Annotated in this window: 15 protein-coding genes; 9 read left to right on the top strand and 6 right to left on the bottom strand. The window is 51.5% G+C overall.

The window, feature by feature from the left end; genetic code table 11:
* Nucleotides 1–164 precede the first annotated feature (164 nt).
* From GJJ30_RS28870 to GJJ30_RS28845, 6 genes are all read left to right on the top strand, one after another.
* Nucleotides 165–1,610 carry a hypothetical protein gene (locus GJJ30_RS28870; protein WP_154178623.1) on the top strand — a complete coding sequence of 482 codons (1,446 nt, stop codon included), beginning with the start codon at nucleotides 165–167 and terminating at the stop codon, nucleotides 1,608–1,610.
* Nucleotides 1,611–1,693: 83 nt separating this feature from the next.
* Entirely contained in the window at nucleotides 1,694–2,353 is a 660-nt protein-coding gene (locus tag GJJ30_RS28865; protein ID WP_154178622.1) for a hypothetical protein, read from the top strand.
* Between the two features lie 12 nt (nucleotides 2,354–2,365).
* Nucleotides 2,366–2,797: a hypothetical protein gene (locus GJJ30_RS28860; RefSeq protein ID WP_154178621.1), complete on the top strand. Its 432-nt coding sequence runs from the start codon at nucleotides 2,366–2,368 to the stop codon at nucleotides 2,795–2,797.
* 18 nt (nucleotides 2,798–2,815) lie between these two features.
* Nucleotides 2,816–4,612 carry a hypothetical protein gene (locus GJJ30_RS28855; RefSeq protein ID WP_154178620.1) on the top strand — a complete coding sequence of 599 codons (1,797 nt, stop codon included), beginning with the start codon at nucleotides 2,816–2,818 and terminating at the stop codon, nucleotides 4,610–4,612.
* Nucleotides 4,609–6,327 (top strand): ATP-binding protein, encoded by a 1,719-nt coding sequence (locus GJJ30_RS28850; RefSeq protein ID WP_154178619.1) that lies wholly within the window; start codon nucleotides 4,609–4,611, stop codon nucleotides 6,325–6,327. Before GJJ30_RS28855 ends, GJJ30_RS28850 begins: the two co-directional genes overlap by 4 nt.
* Nucleotides 6,324–8,369 (top strand): WD40 repeat domain-containing protein, encoded by a 2,046-nt coding sequence (locus GJJ30_RS28845; protein WP_154178618.1) that lies wholly within the window; start codon nucleotides 6,324–6,326, stop codon nucleotides 8,367–8,369. Before GJJ30_RS28850 ends, GJJ30_RS28845 begins: the two co-directional genes overlap by 4 nt.
* 126 nt (nucleotides 8,370–8,495) lie before the next feature.
* Here the strand turns inward: GJJ30_RS28845 and GJJ30_RS28840 are convergent, their stop codons facing one another.
* The 6 genes from GJJ30_RS28840 to GJJ30_RS28815 form a co-directional block, all read right to left on the bottom strand.
* Complete coding sequence (locus GJJ30_RS28840; protein WP_154178617.1) at nucleotides 8,496–8,939, bottom strand: hypothetical protein; 444 nt, start codon at nucleotides 8,937–8,939, stop codon at nucleotides 8,496–8,498.
* Nucleotides 8,940–9,168: 229 nt separating this feature from the next.
* Complete coding sequence (locus GJJ30_RS28835; protein ID WP_154178616.1) at nucleotides 9,169–10,710, bottom strand: SusD/RagB family nutrient-binding outer membrane lipoprotein; 1,542 nt, start codon at nucleotides 10,708–10,710, stop codon at nucleotides 9,169–9,171.
* 23 nt (nucleotides 10,711–10,733) lie between these two features.
* On the bottom strand, nucleotides 10,734–13,934 hold the full coding sequence (locus tag GJJ30_RS28830; RefSeq protein ID WP_154178615.1) for a SusC/RagA family TonB-linked outer membrane protein: 3,201 nt from the start codon (nucleotides 13,932–13,934) through the stop codon (nucleotides 10,734–10,736).
* Nucleotides 13,935–14,221: 287 nt separating this feature from the next.
* The gene (locus tag GJJ30_RS28825) at nucleotides 14,222–14,872 is read right to left on the bottom strand and encodes a response regulator (protein WP_124869346.1); all 651 of its coding nucleotides are present in this window, start codon (nucleotides 14,870–14,872) and stop codon (nucleotides 14,222–14,224) included.
* A 123-nt stretch (nucleotides 14,873–14,995) separates the two neighbouring features.
* Complete coding sequence (locus GJJ30_RS28820; protein WP_154178614.1) at nucleotides 14,996–18,226, bottom strand: sensor histidine kinase; 3,231 nt, start codon at nucleotides 18,224–18,226, stop codon at nucleotides 14,996–14,998.
* 180 nt (nucleotides 18,227–18,406) lie between these two features.
* Nucleotides 18,407–19,171 carry an RNA methyltransferase gene (locus GJJ30_RS28815; RefSeq protein WP_154178613.1) on the bottom strand — a complete coding sequence of 255 codons (765 nt, stop codon included), beginning with the start codon at nucleotides 19,169–19,171 and terminating at the stop codon, nucleotides 18,407–18,409.
* A gap of 19 nt (nucleotides 19,172–19,190) precedes the next feature.
* Between GJJ30_RS28815 and tamL the strand changes: the two genes are divergently transcribed.
* The 3 genes from tamL (at nucleotide 19,191) to GJJ30_RS28800 (ending at nucleotide 24,834) form a co-directional block, all read left to right on the top strand.
* Complete coding sequence (gene tamL, locus GJJ30_RS28810; protein ID WP_154178612.1) at nucleotides 19,191–21,833, top strand: translocation and assembly module lipoprotein TamL; 2,643 nt, start codon at nucleotides 19,191–19,193, stop codon at nucleotides 21,831–21,833.
* 255 nt (nucleotides 21,834–22,088) lie between these two features.
* On the top strand, nucleotides 22,089–23,510 hold the full coding sequence (miaB, locus tag GJJ30_RS28805) for a tRNA (N6-isopentenyl adenosine(37)-C2)-methylthiotransferase MiaB (RefSeq protein ID WP_154178611.1): 1,422 nt from the start codon (nucleotides 22,089–22,091) through the stop codon (nucleotides 23,508–23,510).
* A 22-nt stretch (nucleotides 23,511–23,532) separates the two neighbouring features.
* Entirely contained in the window at nucleotides 23,533–24,834 is a 1,302-nt protein-coding gene (locus GJJ30_RS28800) for a sigma-54 interaction domain-containing protein (RefSeq protein WP_154178610.1), read from the top strand.
* The last annotated feature ends 15 nt before the right edge of the window (nucleotides 24,835–24,849 follow it).

The raw sequence follows: 24,849 nt of genomic DNA, 5'->3' as shown, positions 1-24,849 counted from the left end.
TTGAATGACTGGATTGCTTAATTTACTCAAGATCATACTGGGAAAATATATTTCAAAAAAATGGTATTTTATGTTAAAAATACTTAAATATACTTATCTTTATTCAGGTTCAGTTTATATTGTTCAGGGAGAATTGTCCAGAAATTTTAGAGATACGGAAAGCAATGAAACCATTCAGGGAATCAGGCTTCGTAGTACTGTCGTTTTTACTGACCGTTTGGGGCTGTTCGCAGTGGTTTGAAGTGAAACCAAAGGACATTTATTCGCCTATTGTCCTGAATGATTCAGTAAAAGTTATCTCAACCAGCACCAAAGATCGCTCCAGCTGTGCCATTACATTTCCCGTACTCGATCCTGCCTTATCATACGGCGTAATGCTTTTTTACGATAGCCTGGAAAGCATAACCTATATTAAACAACAAATTGCGATCAATCCGCTGCTGTCGTATACCGCGCAAAAAGTAGGAGAGCAAACGTTCACGTCCACCAACATCAAGTTCGATTTAAACAAAGGCCAGTTCATTTATCTGGTCCCGTATGGCTACCGTACGGAAAACGGAGCGAAACGAATTATAACTGCCAAAGGACACATTAAAGTGCAGATTAGCCCCTGGGTTTTTCAGTCCGTTCTGCCGGGAAGTCTGATTCGAAATAAAGTAAGAATTTATGAAAATCACGGGTTAATTAATTGCCTGAAAATTGAAGATGCCTTTATCAATAATTATCAGTTCGATCCCGTCAGCAGGCAGTGGACAAAAGTCGGTACCATTAAAAATGAGACCTGCTACGGTCTCGATTACAGAGATCCGGCCAACCCCAATAAACCCATCGTTTCCTTTCCGCTTTATGCAACGGAAGTTTACAAAGTTTATGTCGTTAATGAGCGGTATCACGTTCTGGTTAACCTGAAAGCAGATGTTCCTGACGTAAACCGCTATAAATATTCCCTTTCGCTGCTCACACTCGACAAAAATTTTTCGCTAATCGACTGCCAATCGATTGCCGTCCTTCGTGATCGAAATGTGGAAGTAATGACCACTTTTACGGATGACAAGAATTTATATGTTGTTTCGAGGGCGGATTCAAATCTGATAAACTGTTCCCGAATTCCGTTCGCAAAGCCTACGGTTACAAAATTAACCCTGCAGGATAAAATCGATCCTTCCAAGTTTTATCTGTGGACCAACAACACCCTTATCACAGGCGGACCGGAGTATTCCAACACCTTTAAAGCGTATAAAATTACCAGTAATACAGTGAGCCGGATTAATCCCGACATGACATCGGGTGATTTGTATTACCAAACGGATCAACAAACCATTCCGTTTCAATTAAGCAGTTCTAGCTGGACCGATATTTTTCTCAATAAAGGTCAGGGGTTTTTAGCGTTGAATGTGGAAAAAGTGGAAAGTGCTAAGATCAAAACCAACATGTCGACGGTTTATACTGCCTGGTTTCCCAGGGGCAATTCCCGATATATTTCACACGGTTATTCTGGCACAAAAGAGTTGGTATTGGTGGTGAGCGATTACGAAATCTGGACATTCGACATTTATGGCTGGTCGGAAAATGAGGGTTATAAGCTTTCTTCTCAGGTAATTAAATTATGAGAAACAAGGCTTTACCTAACCGGTTTATGGGAAATCGAAAGACAATAAGCAGAGTCCGGAAAATCGTCGTTCTCTTTTTCCTATTGCTGGCATTTTCCTCGTTCGGCCAATCCCAATACGCTAACGTTTGGAACATCCGTGCGCTGGCGGACACCGTTCGGAAGCAGATCGTTTTTCAGTATAATCTGGTGAATATTGAACCCAGCGATTCGCTTTATCTGGAACTGAAGCTGAGCAATGGCCAAACCGTGCGCCCCCGTTCCGTATTGGGTGATGCAGGTACCCATCTCACCCCCGGACCGGACAAAACCATTTTCTGGGATGCCATCGCCGACCGCCAGAAATTTAACGACGATGTGGAGGTGGTTTTAAAAATCAAATCACTTTACAAGGCACGTCAGGGACTGGTATTGGGGAAAAAGCAGGTCATCAACCTCGGCCGGTGGACCATCGGGACCGGTTTGGCGGCTTTTGCCATCGTAAAAAGCGTGTCGCTTATGAAAGACATCAAAAAATACAACGATGCGTCGCTGCCGGGCAACGAAAAGGAGAAACTGACATTCGACACGGAGCGCGATAATCTCCGGTTGCGACAGAGCCGAATTTACCCGTTACTGGGCGTGTCGGTCGCGGTTCTGCTGGGCAATTTAGCCTACTCCTGGGTTCAGCGGGAAAAGGCGAAACACAATCGGTTTACCTTCATCGGAACGGCAACCTCAACGGGACTCGCTTATTCATTTTAATTGAAAACCGGCATGAAAAGAATCAAACTTTTTCTGCTATTCGCCTTACCACTAACCAGTTGGGCACAGGTAACCAGCCGGGCGAAAGACACAACCCTGGTTTTTAAAGGCGAGAAGGTGGCGCTGAATACCTTCGCGTTGCTGCCGCCAGCGCCCAATATCCAATGGAAAACCGCCACCCGGAATTTTACCACCGTTCAGACATTTGCCTGCATTACCAACCTAAATTCCACTGAATCCATCCGATTTTTCATCAATGGTGAAGAACAACCACTGGAGCAGAACGACTTCTTAACCAAACACGAAAGCTGCCCGAACGGGTATTACTTTCATCGGCTGGTTGAACTGACGTCCGTTCCAACGACCCTGCGATTAGACGCGCGAAATGTCGGGGGAGCGGAAACCGCTTATTTTGTCGAAAACGCCAGTAAAGCCAAACCATAAACCTTTACATGTCAGCCGATGGGACTGCCGCTGGTCATAATCGCTTACGCCAACAATGCCAAGGATCCGCTTCCCAGCCTGCGCGAAGAGGATGATGAAGTACACCAATACCTCCAGAGCCGCTCGGCCATCCAGCCGTTCCGGATTATCCGGGAGTCGTTCGCGGCCCGGGAGCGGCTGGCCGAAATCCTGACAACGCCGGAAGACCGCGAGAATCTGCTCATTTTTTCGTACAGCGGTCACGCGGCTGGCGACCGGCTCGTAACCGAAGCAGAAGCCACGCACTCCAGAGGTTTATCGAATTTGCTTAGTCAGTGCCCCAACCTGAAATTGATTGTTCTGAACGGCTGCTCGACAATCGGTCAGGTTCGGCTGATCCAGGCAGCTTTTGAAACCCAAAACCGCCCGGCTCCGGTTGTCGTGGCCACCTCGGCAAGCGTTGGCGACAAACCCGCCAAGGATTTTGGCATTACGTTTTTTCGCCAGCTCTTGTTGTACAACAGCACGCTGGAACGGGCCTTTGAAACCGCCTTCGGAGTCTCTCAAACGCAGATAACCGCCGGTACCATCGAAGTAGATAAATGCGAGCTGAGAGGTGCTGCCAATCAGGACGATTCGGAGGAGAGCGTCTGGGGAATTTACCCGGCCGTTGGCGAAGACAGCGATCACCGACTTCAATGGACGCTCAGCAACGCCCTGGCGCCCCAGGCAACCGCCAATTACAAGCCCAACAGCGACCTTTTCCGAAGCCTGATCATTTCGCTGAAAAAATACAATCCCCGCATTCAGGAGACCTGGGAGAATGAGCAGATGATGATCAACGATTTTTCGCCTTACGACGATGATCTGCTGAAGAGCTTCCCCCACCCCATTAGCGTTCAGCTTCGGAAACTACGCGCCATTCGCGGCCGGAACGACGGTGACGAAATGAAGTTTTACAACCAGGTGGGCAAAGACCGGCTCTGGCAGTTGCTCCGCACGTATCAGACGGTTCTCGAAATTCTGTCGGCCGTTATTCAGGCCGAGTGGTGGAACTGCCTCGCCAGCGCCCCCGCCAATCAGGCTCCCTTTCGGTTGCTGAGCGAGATCTACGCGACGGGCCGCTTACCCAAACACGAGTTGGTGAGCAAACTGGCAGACGCCCTACGGCAGAACGGCGGCAAGGTTTTCGTGACCGAACTGGTGAACAACGCCGATCTCCTGGCGCAGATTTTCAAAACCGGGGTGTATTTCGAAGGGCTGCAATCCGGCATTGAACGCATGTCGGAAGCCGAAGCAAGCGGAGGTTGTCAACTGGCCGAAAAGCACCTGACCGAACTCCTGAAAAATGTGGCGTTTCTGGCGCTGTACAAACTCATTTCCGTTAAAAATATTTCCATCATCAAAAACCGGGTTGCCACCGAACCACGCTACGCCCACCGGATTTACCAGTATTGGGAGACGTACCTCGATCCGATTCTGCGGAATACGACCTCGGCATTTTTTCTGGATAATACCTCCGTTTTGATCCAGAAGAAGGTCGGAAGCCTGAACGATTACCTGAATCTAACGCCCTTTCTGATCGACGAAAATACATTTCAGGAAAAAGCCACACAATCCAATCTGTTTGCCTGGCAGTCCAGCCGCCGGAACGGAGAAGAACTCATTTACCAGCATTTGCTGCGCTTCGACGGGCCGAAACTAACCCTGTGCGAGGTCGATCCGCTCACGGCAACGGAAGAAGACCAACCGCGAACCCTGCTGTATTTCGAAATGAAAAAGCAGTTGGATGCCTATTTCGGATTGCGGGAACGCCAAACGTCGGTCGAGCCATGAAAAGTCCCTTTAAGTTTCTGGACGCCTATACGCTGGCCGACAAGGACGTGTTTTTTGGGCGAACCAAAGAAACGAAAACGCTCTATCAGTACATCCATGCTACCTCACTGGTGCTGTTTTATGGCTTGTCGGGAACGGGTAAAACGAGTCTGGTGCAATGCGGTTTGTCCGAGCGGTTCGACGGGCCCGACTGGTATCCGTTTTTTATCAGGCGCGGCCACGACATCAATCAGTCGGTGCGAGACGCCTTAAAGGCGACGTTATTTACGCCCCCGGCTTCCGACGACCTGCCAACGTTGGTCAATACGGTTTTCCGGTATTACTTCCGGCCCATTTACCTGATATTCGACCAGTTTGAAGAACTCTTTACGCTCAAAAGCTCCGAAACTGAAGCGGATGAACTGGACGATACCACCAAAAAAGAACAGGAAAAGTTTTTCGAGTCACTCCACGCGCTGCTGGCCGATGGAGATGCTCCCTGTAAAATCATTCTCATCATGCGGGAGGAATTCATTGGACAATTGTATGAATATGAGCGAATTGTGCCCGCCCTATTCGATTTCCGGCTGCGGGTCGAACCGATGAATTTCCGAACGGTTCGGGAAGTGGTTGATAAAACGTTTAACAAGTTCAACATCACCTGCGAGTCCCCGGCCATTACAGATTCGATTGCCAGCAGCCTGCTCAAAGGACAGGCTACCAGCCAGTTAGCGTATTTACAGGTCTACATGGATCGACTCTGGCGCGAAGCGTACGAGCAGCAATACGGCCAGCTGGAAAGTACTGATCTCCACCCTCCCGTCCGAATCACGCAGGCAACACTTAGCCATACCGGCGATATCGGCAGTGTTTTACAGCGGTATTTGTACGACCAGGAAACGGCCATCCAAACCAGCCTGCAATTGCCCGATGAAATAATCATGCAGGTTCTCGATTATTTCGTAACCACGGAGGGCACTAAGCAGCCGGTTGCTTTCCAACAGGACAACGAACTGCTCCTTCCCAAAATCGACCTGAAGAGTATTCCGACCGAAACCGTCAGTGCATGTTTGCTCGAACTCGAAAAAGCCCGGCTGATTCGGCGCGACGACCGGTTTCTGGAACTGGCGCACGATTCGCTGGCGGGCATCATCGATCAGAAACGCACCGCCGAACAGCGGCTGCTGAACAACCTGATCCAGAGCTTTAAGGTTAATTTCGAAATCTATGAGAAGAAGGGCGGTTTTCTGAATGAACAGCAGGTGGCGCTTTACGACCAGTTTCGCGAAAAATTGTCACTTGACGATGACGATCCGATGCGACACTACATTGAAGCCAGCCGGGAGGAAAACAGCCGGGAAGCGGAGACATTACGAACCACGGCGGAAAACCTCCGGACAACCGCCGAAACCTTACAAACCTCCAACCGAAACCTGACCCGGTCGCTAATGGCGGTTATTTCGGTCATCGTTATTGCCGTTGGCCTGTCCATCTGGAGCTTTATTTTATACCAGAAATCGGAGAAAAGCCTGACGCAGTTTAAGGAAGAGCGAACCAAACTGCTGCTGCTCGACGCCGAAACCTTCAGCGCCAGTGAAGACTTTCAGGAAGCGCTCGACAACGCCCGGGAAGCGTTGAAGATGAACGAAGAAAACCCGGCTATCCAGCAGAAAGTGAGGGAGTTTGAAGAAAATCTGACCAAATTGAACAAAAAGAAAAACCGTACGGGCCTATGAGAAAACTTGCCCGTTTTTTGCTGCTCCTAACCCTATTTCCGGCACTGGCATACGGCCAGTCGGAAGCGCCCTGCAAGCTGCTGCAACGCTTACTGGATCAGGCTGCGCGGAATGAGCGGGATACGAATTTCGTCTTGTCGTTGAAAAAACTCTATTCGGCCCGGGTGGCCGCCCGAAAATGCCCCAACGGGAAACCGCAAATGGTGGATAGCCTGATTGTCAACGTCTCTACCAAAATTGACGAACTGCGAAAGCAAGCCAACGAAGAGGCCAGGAAAGCGCTGAATCAACAAAAGTTCGCGGAAAGGCAGACTCAAGCCGCCAGAATTGCGAATAGAAATGCCACACTGGAGAAAATAAATGCCAATCGGGAGCGCGATAATGCGGTTATTCAACGAAACAAAGCCGATAGCCTGGCCCGGTTGGCCGAGGCATCGCGATTGGCGACTCTTGGTTCCCAGCTCAGGGAAAAAGACCCGACGCTGGCGCTGCAATTGCTGAAAATTGCCTGCGATACGTCCCATTACGGGCACGAAACAGCGGTTCAGCAACTCTACTCCATCCTGTCCACTACCGATCCGGCTTCATTTTATAAACAGAAAATTGAAAGTGGCGACAGCAGCAACCTGAGTTGCATGCGGTTTTCAAAAAACCGCCATTTTCTGGCCAGTGGCAGCTACGGCAACACCATCCGCATCTGGGATTGGGAGCAGAAGAAGGTCATTCAGGTACTGACGGGTCGCTCGGGGGCGGTTTTGAGTGTGGCTTTTTCGACCGACGGGCGTTATCTGGTCAGCGGAGGAGCAAACCGAACCATCGAAATCTGGGACTGGCAGAACCGGCAGCTCGTAAAAACGCTACATGGCCACGCAGGGGCGGTTTTGAGCGTCAATTTTTCGGCCGACGGCAATTTTATTGTCAGCGGCAGTGAAGACAAAATCATCCGGATCTGGCGGTGGCAATCGGATCAGGAACCGGTGAAATTAAAAAGCCGGGCCGCCATGAGTGTTTATTTTTCGGCTGATGGAAAGTATGTCATCAGCGCTGGCGACGACGAAGCGATCAAGGTCTGGGAGTGGCAGCAGGAAAAACTCCTTTATTCCCTAGACTCTCACCTGGGCACCGTCCGCTGGGTGAATGTTTCGGCGGACGAACGCTACTTAATCAGTGGCGGAGACGATGAAACCATTAAGATCTGGAACTGGAAACAACGCCAGCTTGTCGCTACGCTCCCGGGAAATCTGGGTGCCGTCCTGAGCGCAGAATTCTCCCCGGACGGACGCTATCTAGTGGGCGGTGGTCAGAATGGATCGGTCAAAGTCTGGGACTGGCAGCAGGGAAAAGTGCTGCATGAGTTACGGGGGCACCAGAAAGCGATTGTCTACGTCGGTTTTTCCGTCAAGGGCGACCAGATTGTAAGCGGGAGTTGCGATCGCACCATCAAGATCTGGAACTGGAATCAGGAAAGAACCGTGAAACTGTCAACCGTTCAGCAACAGACTCTTTTTCCACTTCCAGACACAACCAGCCGAACGTATCTGGATCTACGAGACGGGGAAGAAAATGAGGTAATTGTGCTTAAAAACCGGAAGTCTGGCAAAGTTACGCACCTTCTGAAAGGCCACGAACGGACGGTTTTTGGTCTGGATTTCTCGGAAGATGGACGCTATGCCGTCACCGGAGGTGCCGACAAAATCATCCGGATCTGGGACCTTACGACGGACAAAACCGCTCGCTTGCTAAAAGGACACAAAGGCGCGGTGTCCGTCGTCATCTTTTCGGCGGATGGCCGATATGTCGTCAGCGGAGGCATTGATTTCGCCATCAAGGTCTGGGATTACAAACGGAGTGATCAGGCGGTTTATTCGCTGGCGGGTTCGGCTGAACCAAAATTGCAGATCGCAAAAGATAATTCGCTCATCCTAACTACCGCGGCTGATGGCCCGCAGGTTTACCGCAATTTGGTAGAAGAACTCAACCGGGGTACACTGGTTTCACCGCTGTCCGTGTCCGACCGGAAAGAATACCTGATCAATCACTGATTATACCGTCAGTATGTCGGTTTTTCCATAAAAAAATCCCCGCAACGAAGCAGAAAGTGACAGAGCGGCCTTCTCTCACTCGCATTGCCTTCGTTGGCGGGGGATTGATTCAGCGAAAACCGGTCGTTAATTCAGCAGGGACACAAACCGCGTCGGTTCCTTCACTTCTACTTTTTGGGTTTCCAGCCGGAACGATTTCGTCACTTTCGTGAACCCGTCACTGATTTCGAAGGTATACAAACCGTCGCTCATCGTTTCCATATCAAATTTCCGCCAGTATTTTTTCAGGCGCTTGCCCACTTTTTCGGCGTGCAGTACTTCGTTATTTTCGTTCAGCAAGGTTACCTGGATCGGCACTTCGATGTAGTTTTCGATCATCAGATTCATCTTGGAAGTGTTGATCGACCGGTAAATGGCTACCCCCATTGCCTTGGTTCGCGTGACGTTGGGCGAGGCAGAATACGTATTCTCTTTTTCATCGCCCGGTATCGGACCTGTGGACGAAATTCCGGCCATTGCCGGGGCACTCATCATCAGAACAAGTGCAGCCATTTTTAGGGTACGATTCATCGTATTTGTTGTTTTTGAGTGACCACTGATTCGTTGTTGGCAATTCTTTAATGACCTAAAAGTACCAGGCTGGCACTCGGTCGCTCTACCCCAAATGAGGTGATATTGCCGAATGGAATCCTTTAGATGATGAATGGTCGAATGGCTTGATAAAGGAAAAACCAGCCGATTTGGCTGGTTTTTGATCCCGGAATTACTGTTTCCCTGTTGTTAGAAATGAACTATGGCGCTAGTCGACATCCCACCAAACGGGGGTTAGAACGTCGCCGGGGGCAATGCCGGTCGTCGCAATGCTCGGATTCCTTTGTAACTCGGAATCGACGTACGGCAGCCGTTTGATCAGCTTGTTGCCGGTCAGGTTAACCACCGGAATCGTGGGTGCCGGAAAACCGGTCCGGCGTTGCTCCGACCAGGCTTCTACCCCATTCAGACCGTACATCGCGAGGTATTTCTGCGTGATAATCGCCTTGATTTTATCGGTTTGCTTGGTGTAATCGACACCCGGTTTGGTCAGGTAATCGCCCGGCTGGACGCCAAAACGCGTCATGGATGCCGTAATGGCTTCGTTATACAATTTGGCCGCGTCGTCGGCGGTGGTTCCGGCCCAGCCCCGGGCAACGGCTTCCGCGCGCAGGAACAGACTCTCCTCGTACGACAGTAATACCACCGGACGTGATTTGGCAGCATTGTCATCGGCGGCCGTAATCCCACTGGCAGCCGACGTCCCGTTTATGGTTCCGTTCAAAAACCGCTGTCCGATAAAGTACTTGCCCGGATAGGAAGAATATTGAGCGGTGTTGGTCGATGTGGTGCCGTTAGGCGTGAACACGTAATCGATTTCGGGTGTCCGCAAATCCGCATCCAGGAAGAAAACCGGTAGCCGTGGATCGGCATTCGGAACCATTAAATTCCCGATTGTCGTGCTGGCCGTCAGGTTATTTGACAAGCGAAAATTAGCCTGCCAGAGCGGATTTTCGGTATTGGTGGCCGTTCCGTTTGCAAACTGGAAACTCTCTCCGGTCCGCATGAAAGCCGTGCCGCTGCTGGTGTAAAGCGCCTGAATTCCGGCCTTGGCTCCCGCCGGATCGACCTGGCTCAGCCGCATGTACAACTTGAGCTTCAGCGTGTTGGCCAGACGAACCCAGCGGTCCATCGCGGCTTCAGTTCCTGCCTGATAAATCATGTCCGACGTTCCCGGAAACCGCCCCTGTTTTTTGGCAATATCGGCTTTCGCATCATCCAGCAGCGTCTGTAAGCCCGCATAAACATCTTTTTGCGCGTCGTACTTGGGCGTAATCGTCTTGTCGGCGTCGAGGGCTTCCGAAAACGGAATATCGCCGTATAAATCCGTCAAAACCTCAAAGGCGTAGGCTTTCATGATTTTCGAAATGCCGACCATCCGCCATTCGTTCTGCGTACTGCCCTGATTGATAACGTATTGAAAATCTTCCAATGCGCCGGAATACATTGTGGCAAACTGGCCGCCCTGGCCGTCGAGCGTGGAAGACGTGATGTTGTACTGATCCCAGGCACGGTACTGGTTGCCGCCTTTGGGGGTGGTCCAGTATTGCGCCAGCACGCTTCCCACGATGTTGAGCTGACCGCCCACAATGAAGGCAACCTGCGCCTGTCCCGCCGGTAACGAAAGGTTGATATCCGCAACGGAAGGGTTGTTGGGGTCGGTATTGATGTCCAGGTAATCATTTTTACAGGCGGTGTTCAGACCTATAAACAGGCTCAGAAACACGGCTTTCCGAAATATTCGTTTCATATTTTTGGTGAAATCTTGGTCGGTTATAACACAATTTTCAAGCTGGCACCGTAGCTCCGGGCCGATGGATACGCCAGGTATTCGTAGCCCTGGCTGTTGCCAGTTCCGAACGAACTCACTTCCGGATCGACGTTCGGCTGCGATTTGGGGGTCCACAACATCAGATTCCGGCCAATCAGCGACACCTGAATGGTCGAGAACGGCGTTTTGCCAATGAGGGATTTGGGCAGCGCGTAACTCAGGCTCATTTCCCGCAGTTTCACGAAAGAAGCGTCGAACAGCGTGTTTTCGCCGAAGTTGGAAAGCGTCGACCAGTACTCAAAACCGCCACTCGTTTTGATCGTTGTATTGGGCGTAAACGTCCCGTCCTGATTCTGGGTAACGGAGTTCGGGTAGACAAACGGTTCGCGATCGTTGAAAGTGGTTTCTTTCAGGAAACCGCCGAAACGGCCCAGATTGGCGGTTTGCGAGAAGAATTTACCGCCCTGCCGTGTATCGAACAAAACATTGAAAGTCAATCCTTTGAACGAAACCGTATTGCTCAAACCGGCCGAAAAATCGGGTTGAATGTTTCCCAGAACCTGCAAAACCGGGTCGGCAAGCGGGCGGCCTGTCGTCGGGTTTACCACAATGCGACCTTCCGGATCGCGGAGCATTTTACTACCGAAAAACGTTCCGTACGGTTCCCCCAGGCGGGCCTGCAGACCCGGCGTTGACAAACCGCCCAGCCCGACGGGTGCCAGTGGATTGTACAATTCGGTAACCTTATTGCGGTTTCTTGTAAAGTTCAGCGAAACGTCCCAGCGAAAACCGGAGCTGGCTTTTACCGGCGTGCCGGTCAGCAAAATTTCGAGTCCTTTGTTGGTCATGGCACCCGCGTTCAGGGTTTGGGCCAGAAAACCGGAAGTGCTGGAAATGGGCACGTTGACGATTTGCTGCGCACTTTTCGAGTTGTAATACGTAAAATCCAGCCCCAAGCGGTTGTTGAAAAACTGCGCTTCCGCGCCAATTTCCCAGGAGGTCGTCAGCTCCGATCGCAGATCCGGATTGCCACGAATGTTGCCGACCGAAAAGCCCGCAATGCCGTTCAGCGGGAACTGGTAGAGCGCCTGAAAACCGTCCGTGATCGACGTCCGCGTGAAAACCGGGTTGATCTGATAGGCATTGGCCACTTTACCCACCTGCGCAATATTCGCCCGGAGTTTGGTGTAACTCAGCACTGATCCTCTAAGGTTAAGAAACGCGGAGGTCGGAATGAAACTGACGCTGGCGCCGGGGTAAAAGAACGAGCGGTTTTTCTTCGGCAGCGTTGAGGAATAATCATTCCGGCCGGTAACATCCAGAAACAGGTAATCCTTATACGACAACTGCGCATCGCCATAAATCCCGTATAACCGGGTGTGCTGATCCACGCGAGTGGTTACAATGGCGCTGGCGTTGCTCAGGTCGTAAAAACCGGGAACAATCAGCGGCTGGCCGTCGTAAACGCCCCGTGACGAATTGTAATCCTGCAGGTTGTGGCCCAGAATGACCTTCAGGTTCATGTCCGAATTCAGATCGCGGTTCAGCGTCACGATAAAGTCGGAAAGCAGACTCTGGAAGTTGGTGTTGTCTTCGACGTAACGCCCACTGACGGTGTTGATCGTTCCCAGCGCAAACTTCTGCGTCCGCAGATCCGAGTACATATCCGTGCCAATCCGGTACGTCAGGTTCAGCCACGGCACCGGATCGTAACTCACCTGCGCGTTTCCGAAAAACCGGTTCACGTTGTCTTTCAGGAGGTTATTTTCCAGCAACCAGTAAGGATTGTTCCGAAAACCGGCCAGGTAATAACCGTCCAGGTTGTAACGCGGATCGTTGATATCTTTCTGATCGGTGATCTCAATATCGCGGGGCGTGTTGTAAATCGTTTGCAGGATGTTCGACCGGCCCTGCCCCTGCACCCCGCGATCTCCCCCGGAACGGGTGAAGGTCGCCGAGAGGTTGGTCGAAACTTTATTGTTGAAAAACCGGGTTCCCGCGCCAACATTCACCGCCGTCCGCCGGTACGTCGTACTGGGAATCATCGACTTGGTGTTGACATCCGAAACCGTCAGGACGTAGTTGGACGTCCCATTGTTGTTCCGCACCGAAAACGAGTTATTGAGCGTAACACCGGTCTGGAAAAAATTACGAACGTTGTTGGGCCGGGCCACCAGGGCCACCGAATCCGGATGATCCAGTTGGCCGAGCGTATACAATCCGTAGGTGTGCCAGTCGGCCACTTTCTGCCCCCGAATTTTGGGCCCCCAGCTTACGTTTCCACCGTCGTTCAGATCGTAAATACCGTCAAACCCACCCGCAAAGGTGTTTTGGAATTGCGGTAAACGCAGCGGATTTTCGAAGGAAACTGAGCTATTCAGGCTGATCTGCGGCTTATCCGTGACGTTTTTACTCCGGTTTTTGGTCGTAATGATGATCACGCCCGAGGCTGCCTGCGAACCGTAAAGAGCAGCCGCAGCCGGTCCTTTCAGGATGGAAACCGACTCAATGTTATTCGGATCGATGTCGGCCGCACGGTTGGTAATGTCTACGCCGTTGTTCAAATCGCCACCGGTTCCGGCGGCCGAATTGGTCCCGTTTCCGTTGATAATCTGCGTGGTCGTGTTGTTGTTACTGACAATAATTCCATCGACGACATACAGCGGCTGGTTGTTGCCATTAAACGACTGTGCTCCGCGAATCACCACCCGCGTGGCCCCGCCTGCCGCGCCCGACGCGCTCGAAATCTGAACGCCCGGCACCCGGCCCTGCAACGACCGCAGCATGTTCGACTCGTTGGCCCGGACCAGATCCTCGCCTTTCACGTTCGTGACCGCGTATCCCAGCGTTTTCTTCTCCCGCTCGATGGCCGATGCCGTCACGACGACCTCGTTCAGAATGGCCGCGCTTTCCTGCAACACAATGTCGAAGGTAGTGCGGTTTCCGACCGGGAGTTCCTGGGTTTTAAAACCAATGAACGAAAAAACCAGGGTGGCATTGTCGGGAACATTGGTGATCCGGAAAGCCCCGCTGCCGTCGGTGGTGGCACCTTGGGTGGTTCCTTTGATCCCGATGGTAACGCCGGGCATCGGCAAATTATCGGAGGAACTTCGCACCGTTCCGGAAACGGTTTTGGATTGAGCTAACCCATACTGGTAACTGAGAAGGACCAGTAGAATTACACGTAGAAGTAGTAATTTCATCGGTTTGTTGATCAGTGTTTAAATTTCAAAATGATTTTTAAACAAAGGTCAAGAACCTGACGAGTCCTAAAATCCCGCATTGAGGGGGATTTTATTAACAGAAAAAACCAGCCGAAACGACTGGTTTTTCTGTTTTACGTTCATCTCATAGATCAGGTTCAGAATTACCGGAACCTTCATTTTTTGTCGGTCAGCACACTGCCAGTTGCCCTGCGCACGCATCGAACACTACAAAAGTAAGGGAAGGTGTGAGCGCCCCTCTACCCCAGAAAAGGGGATTTTCTCGTTTAAATCAACCTTTCTTTGATTGCTTTTTCAATCGCTTCAGCCTTGGAATGGACTTCGAGCTTCCAGTAGATATTCTTGATGTGCGTCCGGATGGTCTCTTTGTCCACGAATAACTGCTCGGCAATGGTGGTGTAACTTTTCCCTTTCGACAGCAGCTCCAACACTTCGGTTTCGCGCGCCGTCAGGGGCGAATTGCGGTTTTTCTGGAACGACGCCACTACCATTCGGGCAATGTTCGTACTCATCGGCGCGCCCCCCTCCTGAATGTCGCGGATGGCTTCCAAAAGCCGCGTGGGCTGCATGTTTTTGGTCAGATAACCGCCCGCACCGGCGCATAACGCCTTGAATACCAGCTCGTCATTTTCATACACCGAAACCACGATGATGTTGGTTTTCGGGCGCAGTTTCTTGATTCGGGCAATCCCCTCGATCCCGTTCATGCCCGGCAACTCAATGTCCATCAAAACGACATCAGGCGCGTCGGAAAGAAGGTTTTTAATGGCATCCTCGCAGCGGTGATACGTGTTAACAATCTTGAAACCGTACGTACTGTTAATGAGCAACGCGAAGCCGTCCCGAATCAAATTGTCATCCTCCACAATGCAAATCCGTATCGTCTGCGGACTGCGTAATAGTTGAGCTACATTCATAGTGTGTTCATTAGAGTTTGCGAAAGTAAGTAACTACTTTTTTAGGCCAGGTAACCCCGTTATTACACCAACGGAGCAATTGTCTTTACGAAAGGAATGTCGATGAAGAAGTTGTTCGGGTTTTCACCCAATGTGCGGGATGTCCATCCGAAACGTAACGGTGGTACCTTCCAAAAATTCTGACGTGATGTCGACTTTTCCGCCAATTTTTTCGGCCCGGCTGCGGATGTTGTGCAGCCCGTTGCCGACCGACGATTTGTTACTTTGCTGAATCCCGATGCCGTTGTCTTTCCACTGAACCTCGATCCGCCGGTTCAGCATCGCAAAATGAATCTGCGCGCTCGTGGCCTGCGAGTGTTTCAGCGTGTTACTCATGGCTTCCTTGAACAGAAAAATCAGGTGGCGGCTCGTGCCGACCGGCAAAACCGCCCTGCGCAGGTCGTCGATTATACCGGTAGCTTCAAACGTAATCCGGCTCCGGTCGAAAACGTCGTCACCGAAATCCTTCAGACGAATGGCAATCTCCAGAAAATTGTCGTGTTCGGGATTGATGGCCCAGATAAAATCTTTGGTGCCCTGGTAAAGCCGGTTGCTGTTATCGCTGATTTTGGTCAGCAACGGGGCAATCTCCGCGCCGTGCCCGTTTAGTTTGTTCTTGATGATTTCGGTCAGCATCGAAATCCGGGTTATCGTGTTGCCGAATTCATCGTGCAAATCCTGGGCGGCCATTTTCCGAACGCGTTCGTTTTCCGCCAGCGTCACCCGTTCCAGCTCCAGCAGGTGCTCCACTTTCTTTTGCACCCGGTAATTGTACACCAGCCAGGTTGCGGCTCCGATCACCGTCACCAGCGCCAGCATAAACCACCACGTTTGCCAGAACGGGGGCAAAACCGTAATCGGAATCCGCAGCATATTCGCTTCGCTCCAAACGCCGTCGCTGTTGGAGCCCCGAACTTTCAACACGTAATCACCCGGTTTCAGATTCGTAAAACTGACGTACCGGCGCACCCCGCTTTCAATCCAGCCATCCTGAAAACCTTCCAGCTTATACGCATACTGATTTTTGTGCGAATTCGTGTAATCCAGGGCCGCAAACGAGAACGAGAAGAAATTTTCGCCGGGCAGAATCTCGATCCGGCCGGTTTTGGCCAGCAGGCTATCGATATTCACCGGTTTTTCAAACTTCTTGAACGACGTCAGCACCACGCGCGGCAGGTGCCGGTTTTTGACCATGTGCAGGGGCAGAAAACTCACCAGCGAGCCAATCCCGCCGAAAAACATCTCGCCGTCGGCGGCCTGGTGGTACGCGTTCATGTTGAACTCGTTGATGGTCAGCCCGTCGTTGATGTCGTAGTTTTCAAATTTCTCCCGCTCCGGGTCGAAACAGGACAGCCCGAGGTTCGTACTCATCCAGATGCGTCCGTGGGCATCCTCCAAAGCGCCGTAAACGAGTTCATTGGGCAAACCCTGCCGTTCGGTGTAATGAATAAACCGTTCCTCGCCGTTCTTTCCGTACACCATTTTGCTGAACCCCTTGTTGCTACAAACCCAAAACCGGTCTTTGCTGTCGCGCAGAAACCCCAGCACCTGTTCGCCAATCAGGCTGTGCGGGTCTTTCGGATTGTTCTCATAATGGGTGATTTTCCCGGTTTGCACGTTGATCTTATTCAACCCAAAACCGGTTCCTACCCAGATCATCCCATTCCGATCTTCCTGAATGGCGTAAACAATAAACGCCCGCAAACTATTCGGATCTTTCGGATCATGGCGATACGAAGTCACCTGGCCGGTTTTGGCGTCAATTCTTCGCAGACTTGAGTACCCGCCCACCCACAAATTTCCGGCCCGATCTTCGTACAAACTCAACACGCCGTCGCCCTTTTCACCCCCTCGTACCGTGAGCTCTTTCCCCGTTCCCGGCAGGTGGGCGTCAAACCGGTTGTGCTGCCGATCATACAAATACAAGCCTTCCATCGTGCCGACCCACAGATTGCCTTTCCGGTCTTCGCGCAGACACTGAATTTTGTCGCTGCTCAAACTGTGGGGATCATTCGGGTTGCCCCGAAACCGCTGCATGGCCGACGTTAGGCGGTCGATCTGAATCAGGCCCTCGTGGGTTCCTATCCAGAGTTTGCCCATGTGATCGGTCGTGACGGCAAACACCAGGCCGGCGGCCGACGACTGCATGCGGTTGGTGATGATGGGCCACTGCCGGAAGGTATTTTTCGACCGGCTGTAAACTTGCACCCCGGCGTCGTGCGTTCCGATCCAGACAATGTCTTCCAGCGGTGCCGGTCCTTCGTAAATCGTGTTGATGACCCCGGTTTTTAAACCTTTTTTCGCAAACAAATCTTCCTGAATACTGTCGATGAAACGAATGTGCTGATCGCTGACAACTTTAAACCGATAAATCCCGCGCTTCTGGGTACTGATCCACAGCACTTTATACCGATCGATGTGCAGGGATGAAATAGGCAGATCGCCAATCTGTTCGCCAATTTCCGGATACAGCTCCGATTGCCCCAGCTTCGGATTGATCCGGGTGACTCCGCTGGCGGTTCCCACCCAAATCGTCCCAAACTCATCCGCAGCCAATGATTTTACCCAGGCGCTGGGCAATTGATACGACATCTGCTCGGTACTGGCCACCACCCTGATGGGAGCCGGTTTGGCTTTAAAGGGGCCGGGTTTCGTGAGGGGTAGCTCAGCCAGGCCGTTTCCCGTACCAATCCAGAGCGTTCCGCTGGCGTCGATCAGGAGCGTGTTGATCACCTGCGCCCGCCGGTCTTCCTCGTTTTCGATAGTATAATGAACGACGTCGTATTGCCTGGCATTCTTAAAAACCAGTCGCTTAAGTCCCCAGCTGGTCGCAAGCCACAAGGTACCGAAGCGGTCGGAGGTGATGGCGTTGATGGTCGTCAGGCCATAGCGACTCCGTTTGGGTTCCAGTAGATTCCCGTGGCGACGAAACCGCCCGGTGACCGGGTCGTATTCACTCAATCCATTGACGGTTCCGACCCAGATTTTTCCGTGAGCGTCTTCGTACAACGACATAATCTGGTCGTGGGAAATGGTCGTTGCGTCGAACGGATTGTGTTTGTAATGCGTAATCTGGTAACCATCGTAGCGGTTCAGACCGTCCTGTGTGCCGAACCAGACGTAGCCCCGGCTGTCTTTTAAAATACAGTCAACACCGCTCTGGGAAAGGCCATTATCGACTGAAATCTGATCCAGAAATTTTATCACCGTTCCGCGCGACTCCAGCGAACTGCCCGACGGCAGGCTTTTAATCGCCTGGGTGAACGCCGTCACCCAGCCCAGACAGAGCATCAACACACTGAGATTTCTTTTCATCGGCCCTGGGGGATAAAATCCCCCTATTTCACAAATTTACGCCTTCTCCGGTTTTTAATAAATCCCCCAATTTGGGGTAAATGTGAAGCCCTCCCGAAGTCGTATTTTTGTAAATAATATGTACATTTAGTTTAGGTTAAGAAAGCAGTAAAAGTAGCCTTGCGTTGAACAGGGCTACTTTTATTTTGCTCCTACCCGAGCGGTTTCTCCCCGGCGCAGGTTGTCGCAGATAACCGCCGTGGCAATGCCCACATTCAGGGATTCAGCCAGGCCGTAACGCGGAATTGTAATGCGCTTACTGACAAGCTTTTCCACTTCAAAACTAATTCCATTTGCTTCATTTCCCATCACGAGATACCCCGATTTTCCGAAGTCCAGTGAATGCACATTTTCGCCGTCCAGAAACGCGCCAAAAACCGGTTCCGAAACCGCCTTTAAGTAGGTGTTCAAATCGCAGTAATACCATTCAACCCGCGCAAAAGAGCCTTTGCTGGCCGAAATGACTTTGGGATTATAAACATCGGCGGTCGACTGGGAGCAAATTAGTTTCCGAATGCCGTACCAGTCGGCAATCCGGAGAATGGTGCCGAGGTTTCCGGGGTCGCGAATGTCGTCCAGCACCAGCACAAACTCATCGGCATCCGCCACTAAAAACCGGTTTTCCTTCGTTTTAGCTACTGCCAGGGCGGCTTCGTTAACGACCAGCGTACCGACCCGTTTCAGATCGTCGGCCGAAACCATTTCCAGACGTACCCGTTGTTTATCCAGCAGCCCGGCGTTTTCTTTGTAAAATGGCTCCGTTACCAACAACAATTCCATCTGATAATCTGATGCGCACAATTCAAGTACATCAATGGCTCCCTCAACCAGAAAGGCGCCGTGTTCCTGCCGGTATTTTTTCTGATGCAGCGACTGGATATATTTGCTAAGCGATTTGGAAATCATGGCAAGAAAATACGGATTAATGCGTACGAATTACAAAGTATGGGGAAGCATCCTGAGCTGTAATCCGAAATGCGTGGTTCGTACGATCAGTTTTTTAGTTTTCGGGGCTGGCCTGCTCTCCGGCCTTTCGGGCTGCGTAAGTTCGGAAAATTTACAAAAAAACCAGTACCTGCTCTTTAGCCAGACCATCCGCGGAAACCGGACGCTGCCCAATTCCGACTTCGAAGCGCTCATTCCGCAGCGACCCAACCGCCGGATTCTGCGGTTGCCCATCACCCCCGCCCTCTGGTTTTATCGCCTGGGCGAACGAACCTTCGATCGCGAAGCCGCTCAGCGCGAACTGGAAGCCAAACGCAAAGAATATGACGAATTTACGGCCAAACCGGATTCGACCAAATCATACCGGAAAGAGCAGAAACGATTCAACCGCCAACTCACGCGACTGCGCCGACGGGCCGAAGAAGGCAACTGGGTGATGCGTTCACTGGGCGAACCGCCCGCTTATTTTTACGAAGCCGACGCCAAAGAAAACGCCCAAAAAATGCAACGGTTTTTGTTCAACAACGGCTTTTTTCTGGGAAAAGCGTCGTATTCGGTTGATAGCAACCGAACACTGGGCCGCCGGGTGCGCGTGACCTACAACATCACCGAAAACGTTTCGTTCCACCTCAACAAGATCACGTACCAGATCGCCGATCCGCGGGTCGATTCGATTGTCCGGCCCACCCTTGCCCGCTCTTCGGTGCTGAAAACCGGTGAACGTTACAACGCCGAAAAGATCGAAACCGAGCGAATCCGGATTGAAGAATTGTTGCGGAATAACGGTTATTACAGCTTTACCCGTCAATACATTCCGCTGCCGCTCGATGTCGATTCGGCGCGGTCGCTCAGCACCGACTCATCGTTCCGAAACCTCAATATCTGGGTAAAAATTGCCAATCCGCCCGGTCAACCTCGCCACCCGGTTTTTCGAATCGGCGAAGTGGACGTGCGGGTGGCGCGGGCCGAAGACCGGGCTTCACTCGATACCATCCAGTACAACGGTCTGCGGTTTTACCTGGGTCAGCAAAATTATTCGCTCCGACTGCTCGACAGCCGGATTTTTCTGCGGCCCGATAGCCTGTATCGTCTCAGAAATTACCAGGATTCCCAGCGTCAGTTATTCCTGCTGAACCAGTTCCGGTTTGCTAACATCAGCTTTACAGATACGACGAAAGGACATCTGCGCACCCGCATTAACCTGATTCCGATCGACAAATACGAACTGACCAGCGAAGGTGGCGTTTTTGTGTTGTATCAGGGGCAGGGTTATCCGGGGCCGTTCGGCACGGCCTCGTTTCGGGTTCATAATATTTTCAGCGGTTTGGGTACGTTTGAGACGGCGGTTCGGTACGGTTTTGAAGCCCAGACGGGCTTTGCGCTTTCGGGTAGCGGAGTGGGCTTTGCGCAGGAATTGGGGATCAATACGTCCTTAATATTCCCCCATATTTTATTTCCCGGCAGAGCCCGGTTTTTGTTCAACCGGCTGAGCCCCCGTACGCAGGTGAGTCTCGGCTATAATTACACCAGCCGACCCGATTACGGTCGCCGACTTTTACGGACGGCTTTATCCTACAACTGGTTGAAAAACAATACACACCAGTATAATTTCATTATTGCCGATATCAATTACTTAAAAGCGACTATCAAACCGGGCGATGATGGCAACGCGTTTCGGGATTATTTGAACACCCAGGATTCACTGGGAAGCACGATCCGGAAAAGTTTTCTGAGTGCATTCGCTTCCAGCATCAGCTTTACGTATACGTACAACACAAATATATTGGGGCAAAACCGACGCGCTAATTTTCTTCGGTTATCGTTTGAATCGGGTGGAACAACCTTAAATTTTTTCAGTAACGAACAGCTTAAAAGCTTCTTCAACACCACCTCCACTTCCGGTTTGCAGTATTACAAATACCTGCGGGGCAGTGTCGATTTCCGCCATTACATACCCTTACGGCCCAAAACCACCCTTGCCTTTCGCATCAATACCGGTATGGTGATCGGATACGGCGAAAACAAAACCGCTCCGTACGAAAAGCTCTTTTTTGCCGGTGGAAGCAACAGCATCCGGGCCTGGCTGCCCCGCCGACTGGGTCCGGGCTCGTCGATTCCGTATTCCAAAAGCGACAACCCGCTGGTGCCGATCTTCAATCCGAGACGGCCCGGTCAGTTTCGCTATGATTTCGAACAACCCGGCGATATTATTCTGGAAGGATCGGCCGAGTTGCGAACGCACCTTTTCCATTTAGGGGGTGACATCAACGGGGCATTTTTCGTGGATGCCGGAAATGTCTGGACGTTACGGAATAACTCAAACCGGTCGGGCGAAAATATTTCTCCTCAATTCATCCGGCAGATTGCCGTTGGCTCCGGCGTTGGGTTGCGCATCGATTTCTCGTTCTTCATCATCCGGCTCGATGGCGCGGTTAAAGTCTACGATCCTTCCCGCTACTACATTTACACGCCCAACTCCGACGGAAGCGGGTACATTATCCCCGGCAAAAACCCCGGCGACCTGATTGATGAGCGATTTTTTCTGCCAAAATTCCGGTTTGATAAAATGTTCAAAGGCCCCAACCCGCTCGTTATCAACTTTGGAATCGGGTATCCATTCTGAAACCCCTAAATCCCCTAGAGGGGACTTCTAATCTAGAATAGCAAACTCCAAGTCCCCTCTAGGGGATTTAGGGGTTTTAAGCCTGACAAACTGTCACAGTTCCCCAAAATCTTCGTAACTTTGGTGTTTACTTTTAAAGTAGCGGAAGCTGTGTTTGGAGTTTATCGTCTAAGGTTTATGGTTCGCAGCAGCGCTACAAAACTATAATCCATAGATCCTAAGCCACAAACAATCCTTCCGCCGAATAATTGATTTATGGGACGCATTGAGACATTATCCATACTGACGGAAGCCGACAAGGAAAGCACCGAAGAGCCCCGGGTGCTGGAAGAAGAACTGGCCGTCGGGAAAAAGCGGCTTTACATTGAAAGCTACGGTTGCCAGATGAATTTTTCGGACAGTGAAATCGTGGCTTCGGTGATGCGAAACGCCGGTTTTGCCACCACCGCCACCGCCGACGAAGCCGATGTTATCTTCCTGAATACCTGCGCCATCCGCGACAACGCCGAGCAGAAAGTCCGCAACCGGTTGAAGCAACTCAATGTGCTGAAAAAACGGAAACCGGAACTGTTGGTCGGGATGCTGGGCTGCATGGCCGAACGGCTGAAAGCCAAGCTGCTGGAGGAGGAAAAAATGGTGGACATTGTGGCCGGACCCGATGCCTACCGCGACATTCCGAAATTGGTGGAGGAGGCAGAAACGGGCCAGAAGGCTGTCAATGTTTTCCTGTCGCGCGAAGAAACGTACGCCGATATTTCACCAATTCGCCTGAATTCCAACGGCGTAACGGCTTTCATTTCCATCATGCGGGGCTGCGACAACATGTGCAGCTTTTGCGTTGTGCCCTACACCCGTGGCCGCGAACGCAGCCGCGATGCCCATTCGATCGTTCGCGAAGCCCGGGATCTGGCAGCTGCAGGTTATAAGGAAGTTACGCTGCTCGGCCAGAATGTCGACAGCTACAAGTGGGCATCGGAAGATGGTTTAGAGAAAGTCAATTTTGCCCAGTTGCTCGAACGCGTCGCGTTGGTTGATCCCGAGTTGCGCATCCGGTTTTCGACTTCACACCCGAAAGACATCACCGACGAGGTGCTGCATACAATGGCGAAGTACGACAACATCTGCAAATACATTCACCTGCCTGCCCAAAGCGGTAACGACCGGATTCTCAAGTTGATGAACCGCACCTACGACCGTGGGTGGTACATGCAGAAAATCGACCGGATTCGCGCCATTCTGGGCGAAGACTGCGGTATTTCACACGACATGATTTCCGGTTTTTGCTCCGAAACCGAAGAAGAGCATCGGGATACACTGTCGCTGATGGAATACGCGCGTTACGACTACGGTTACATGTTTGCCTATTCGGAGCGACCCGGCACACCAGCAGCAAAAAAATACGCCGATGACGTTCCGTATGAGGTCAAACTCCGTCGCCTGAACGAAATCATTGCTTTGCAGCGCGACATGTCGCTGGAACGTAACCAACGGCACATTGGCAAGGTCCAGCGCGTGTTGATCGAAGGGTTTTCCAAACGTTCCGACGACTTTCTGAGCGGCCGCAATGACCAGAACAAAATGGTGGTTTTTCCGAAAGGCGATTACCAGAAAGGCCAGTATGTCAACGTGTTAGTAACGGATTGCACGGCGGCCACGCTGCGGGGCGTTACGGTTTAAGAGTTCCCCATTTCCAGTATCTATGAATTTAAAAGAAATCCAGTCGGTCAAGCAGCGATTCGGTATTATCGGAAATGCAACGAGCCTGAACTACGCCATTAACGTGGGCATTCAGGTGGCGGCTACCGATCTGACCGTGTTGATTACGGGCGAAAGCGGAAGTGGGAAAGAGTCTTTTTCGAAGATCATTCACAGCCTGAGCAGCCGCAAACACGGCCAGTTCATCGCCATCAACTGCGGAGCGATTCCCGAAGGCACGATCGATTCGGAGCTGTTTGGCCACGAAAAAGGCTCGTTTACCGGTGCGGTCGATCAGCGGAAAGGGTATTTTGAAACTACCAACGGCGGCACCATTTTTCTGGATGAAATCGGCGAAATGCCGATGGGAACCCAGGCCCGGCTGTTGCGGGTGCTTGAAAATGGCGAGTTTATCCGGGTTGGTTCGTCGAAAGTGCAGAAAACCGATGTTCGGGTGGTGGCGGCAACCAACGTCAACCTGCTTGCGGCTGTCGAACAGGGGAAGTTTCGCGAAGATTTGTATTACCGGCTGAATACCGTACCGATTTTTGTGCCGCCCCTCCGCGAGCGTGGCGATGACATTGAACTGTTGTTCCGGAAGTTCACGACCGATTTTGCCGAACGCTACCGGATTCCGCCCATTCAGTTGTCGGAGGCCGCCAAATTGCTGCTGTTGCGGTATCCGTTTCCGGGAAACATCCGGCAGTTGAAAAACATCGCCGAGCAAACGTCTATTCTGGAGTCGGAAAACCACAAAGTGGTTGAAGCCGAGACGCTGGCGAGGTACCTGCCACCGGTTTCGTCGCAGTCGCCCCAGTCGCCGATGGTGCTGCCTGGCACGCATACGGAAAACAATTTCTCCGAGCGCGAGCTGCTCTACAAGGTGCTGTTCGACATGCGCCGGGATATGAATGAGCTGAAGAGACTAGTGCTCGACGTCCTGAAAAACGAAAAGAACGGCCACGAAATCCTGAGCAATCACAAGGATTTATTCGATACGCTCCAGCCCAGCGAGCTGATTCCGGAACCGGAACCGGTCGTTCCCCGTCTGCTTCCTTCGGGCAATCTGATCGAAGTGGATGATTACGACGCGAATGATCCCGTCAGTGAAGTAACGGTGGAAGACATCACCCACGAAACCGAAGAAGACGATTCGCTTTCGCTGGAGAAGAAAGAGAAAGAAATGATTGTCAAGGCTTTACGGCGCAGTAATAACAAAAGAAAATACGCGGCCCAGGCACTCGGCATTTCCGAACGAACGTTGTATCGAAAGATTAAACAATACCAGATCGATGAAGAAGATTAACTTAATGAACAATGA

This window comes from Larkinella terrae (genome assembly GCF_009668025.1).
GTDB lineage: Bacteria > Bacteroidota > Bacteroidia > Cytophagales > Spirosomataceae > Larkinella > Larkinella terrae.
This window is presented reverse-complemented; position numbering and strand designations above follow the sequence as displayed.

What these genes read in the sequence shown, in the direction of transcription:
- GJJ30_RS28815 (WP_154178613.1), bottom strand. Translation starts at nt 19,171, where the DNA reads ATGATTTCCAAATCGCTTAGCAAATATATCCAGTCGCTGCATCAGAAA.
- miaB (WP_154178611.1), top strand. Translation starts at nt 22,089, where the DNA reads ATGGGACGCATTGAGACATTATCCATACTGACGGAAGCCGACAAGGAA.
- tamL (WP_154178612.1), top strand. Translation starts at nt 19,191, where the DNA reads ATGCGTACGAATTACAAAGTATGGGGAAGCATCCTGAGCTGTAATCCG.
- GJJ30_RS28830 (WP_154178615.1), bottom strand. Translation starts at nt 13,934, where the DNA reads ATGAAATTACTACTTCTACGTGTAATTCTACTGGTCCTTCTCAGTTAC.
- GJJ30_RS28800 (WP_154178610.1), top strand. Translation starts at nt 23,533, where the DNA reads ATGAATTTAAAAGAAATCCAGTCGGTCAAGCAGCGATTCGGTATTATC.
- GJJ30_RS28820 (WP_154178614.1), bottom strand. Translation starts at nt 18,226, where the DNA reads ATGAAAAGAAATCTCAGTGTGTTGATGCTCTGTCTGGGCTGGGTGACG.
- GJJ30_RS28850 (WP_154178619.1), top strand. Translation starts at nt 4,609, where the DNA reads ATGAAAAGTCCCTTTAAGTTTCTGGACGCCTATACGCTGGCCGACAAG.
- GJJ30_RS28825 (WP_124869346.1), bottom strand. Translation starts at nt 14,872, where the DNA reads ATGAATGTAGCTCAACTATTACGCAGTCCGCAGACGATACGGATTTGC.
- GJJ30_RS28835 (WP_154178616.1), bottom strand. Translation starts at nt 10,710, where the DNA reads ATGAAACGAATATTTCGGAAAGCCGTGTTTCTGAGCCTGTTTATAGGT.
- GJJ30_RS28870 (WP_154178623.1), top strand. Translation starts at nt 165, where the DNA reads ATGAAACCATTCAGGGAATCAGGCTTCGTAGTACTGTCGTTTTTACTG.
- GJJ30_RS28860 (WP_154178621.1), top strand. Translation starts at nt 2,366, where the DNA reads ATGAAAAGAATCAAACTTTTTCTGCTATTCGCCTTACCACTAACCAGT.
- GJJ30_RS28845 (WP_154178618.1), top strand. Translation starts at nt 6,324, where the DNA reads ATGAGAAAACTTGCCCGTTTTTTGCTGCTCCTAACCCTATTTCCGGCA.
- GJJ30_RS28840 (WP_154178617.1), bottom strand. Translation starts at nt 8,939, where the DNA reads ATGAATCGTACCCTAAAAATGGCTGCACTTGTTCTGATGATGAGTGCC.
- GJJ30_RS28855 (WP_154178620.1), top strand. Translation starts at nt 2,816, where the DNA reads ATGGGACTGCCGCTGGTCATAATCGCTTACGCCAACAATGCCAAGGAT.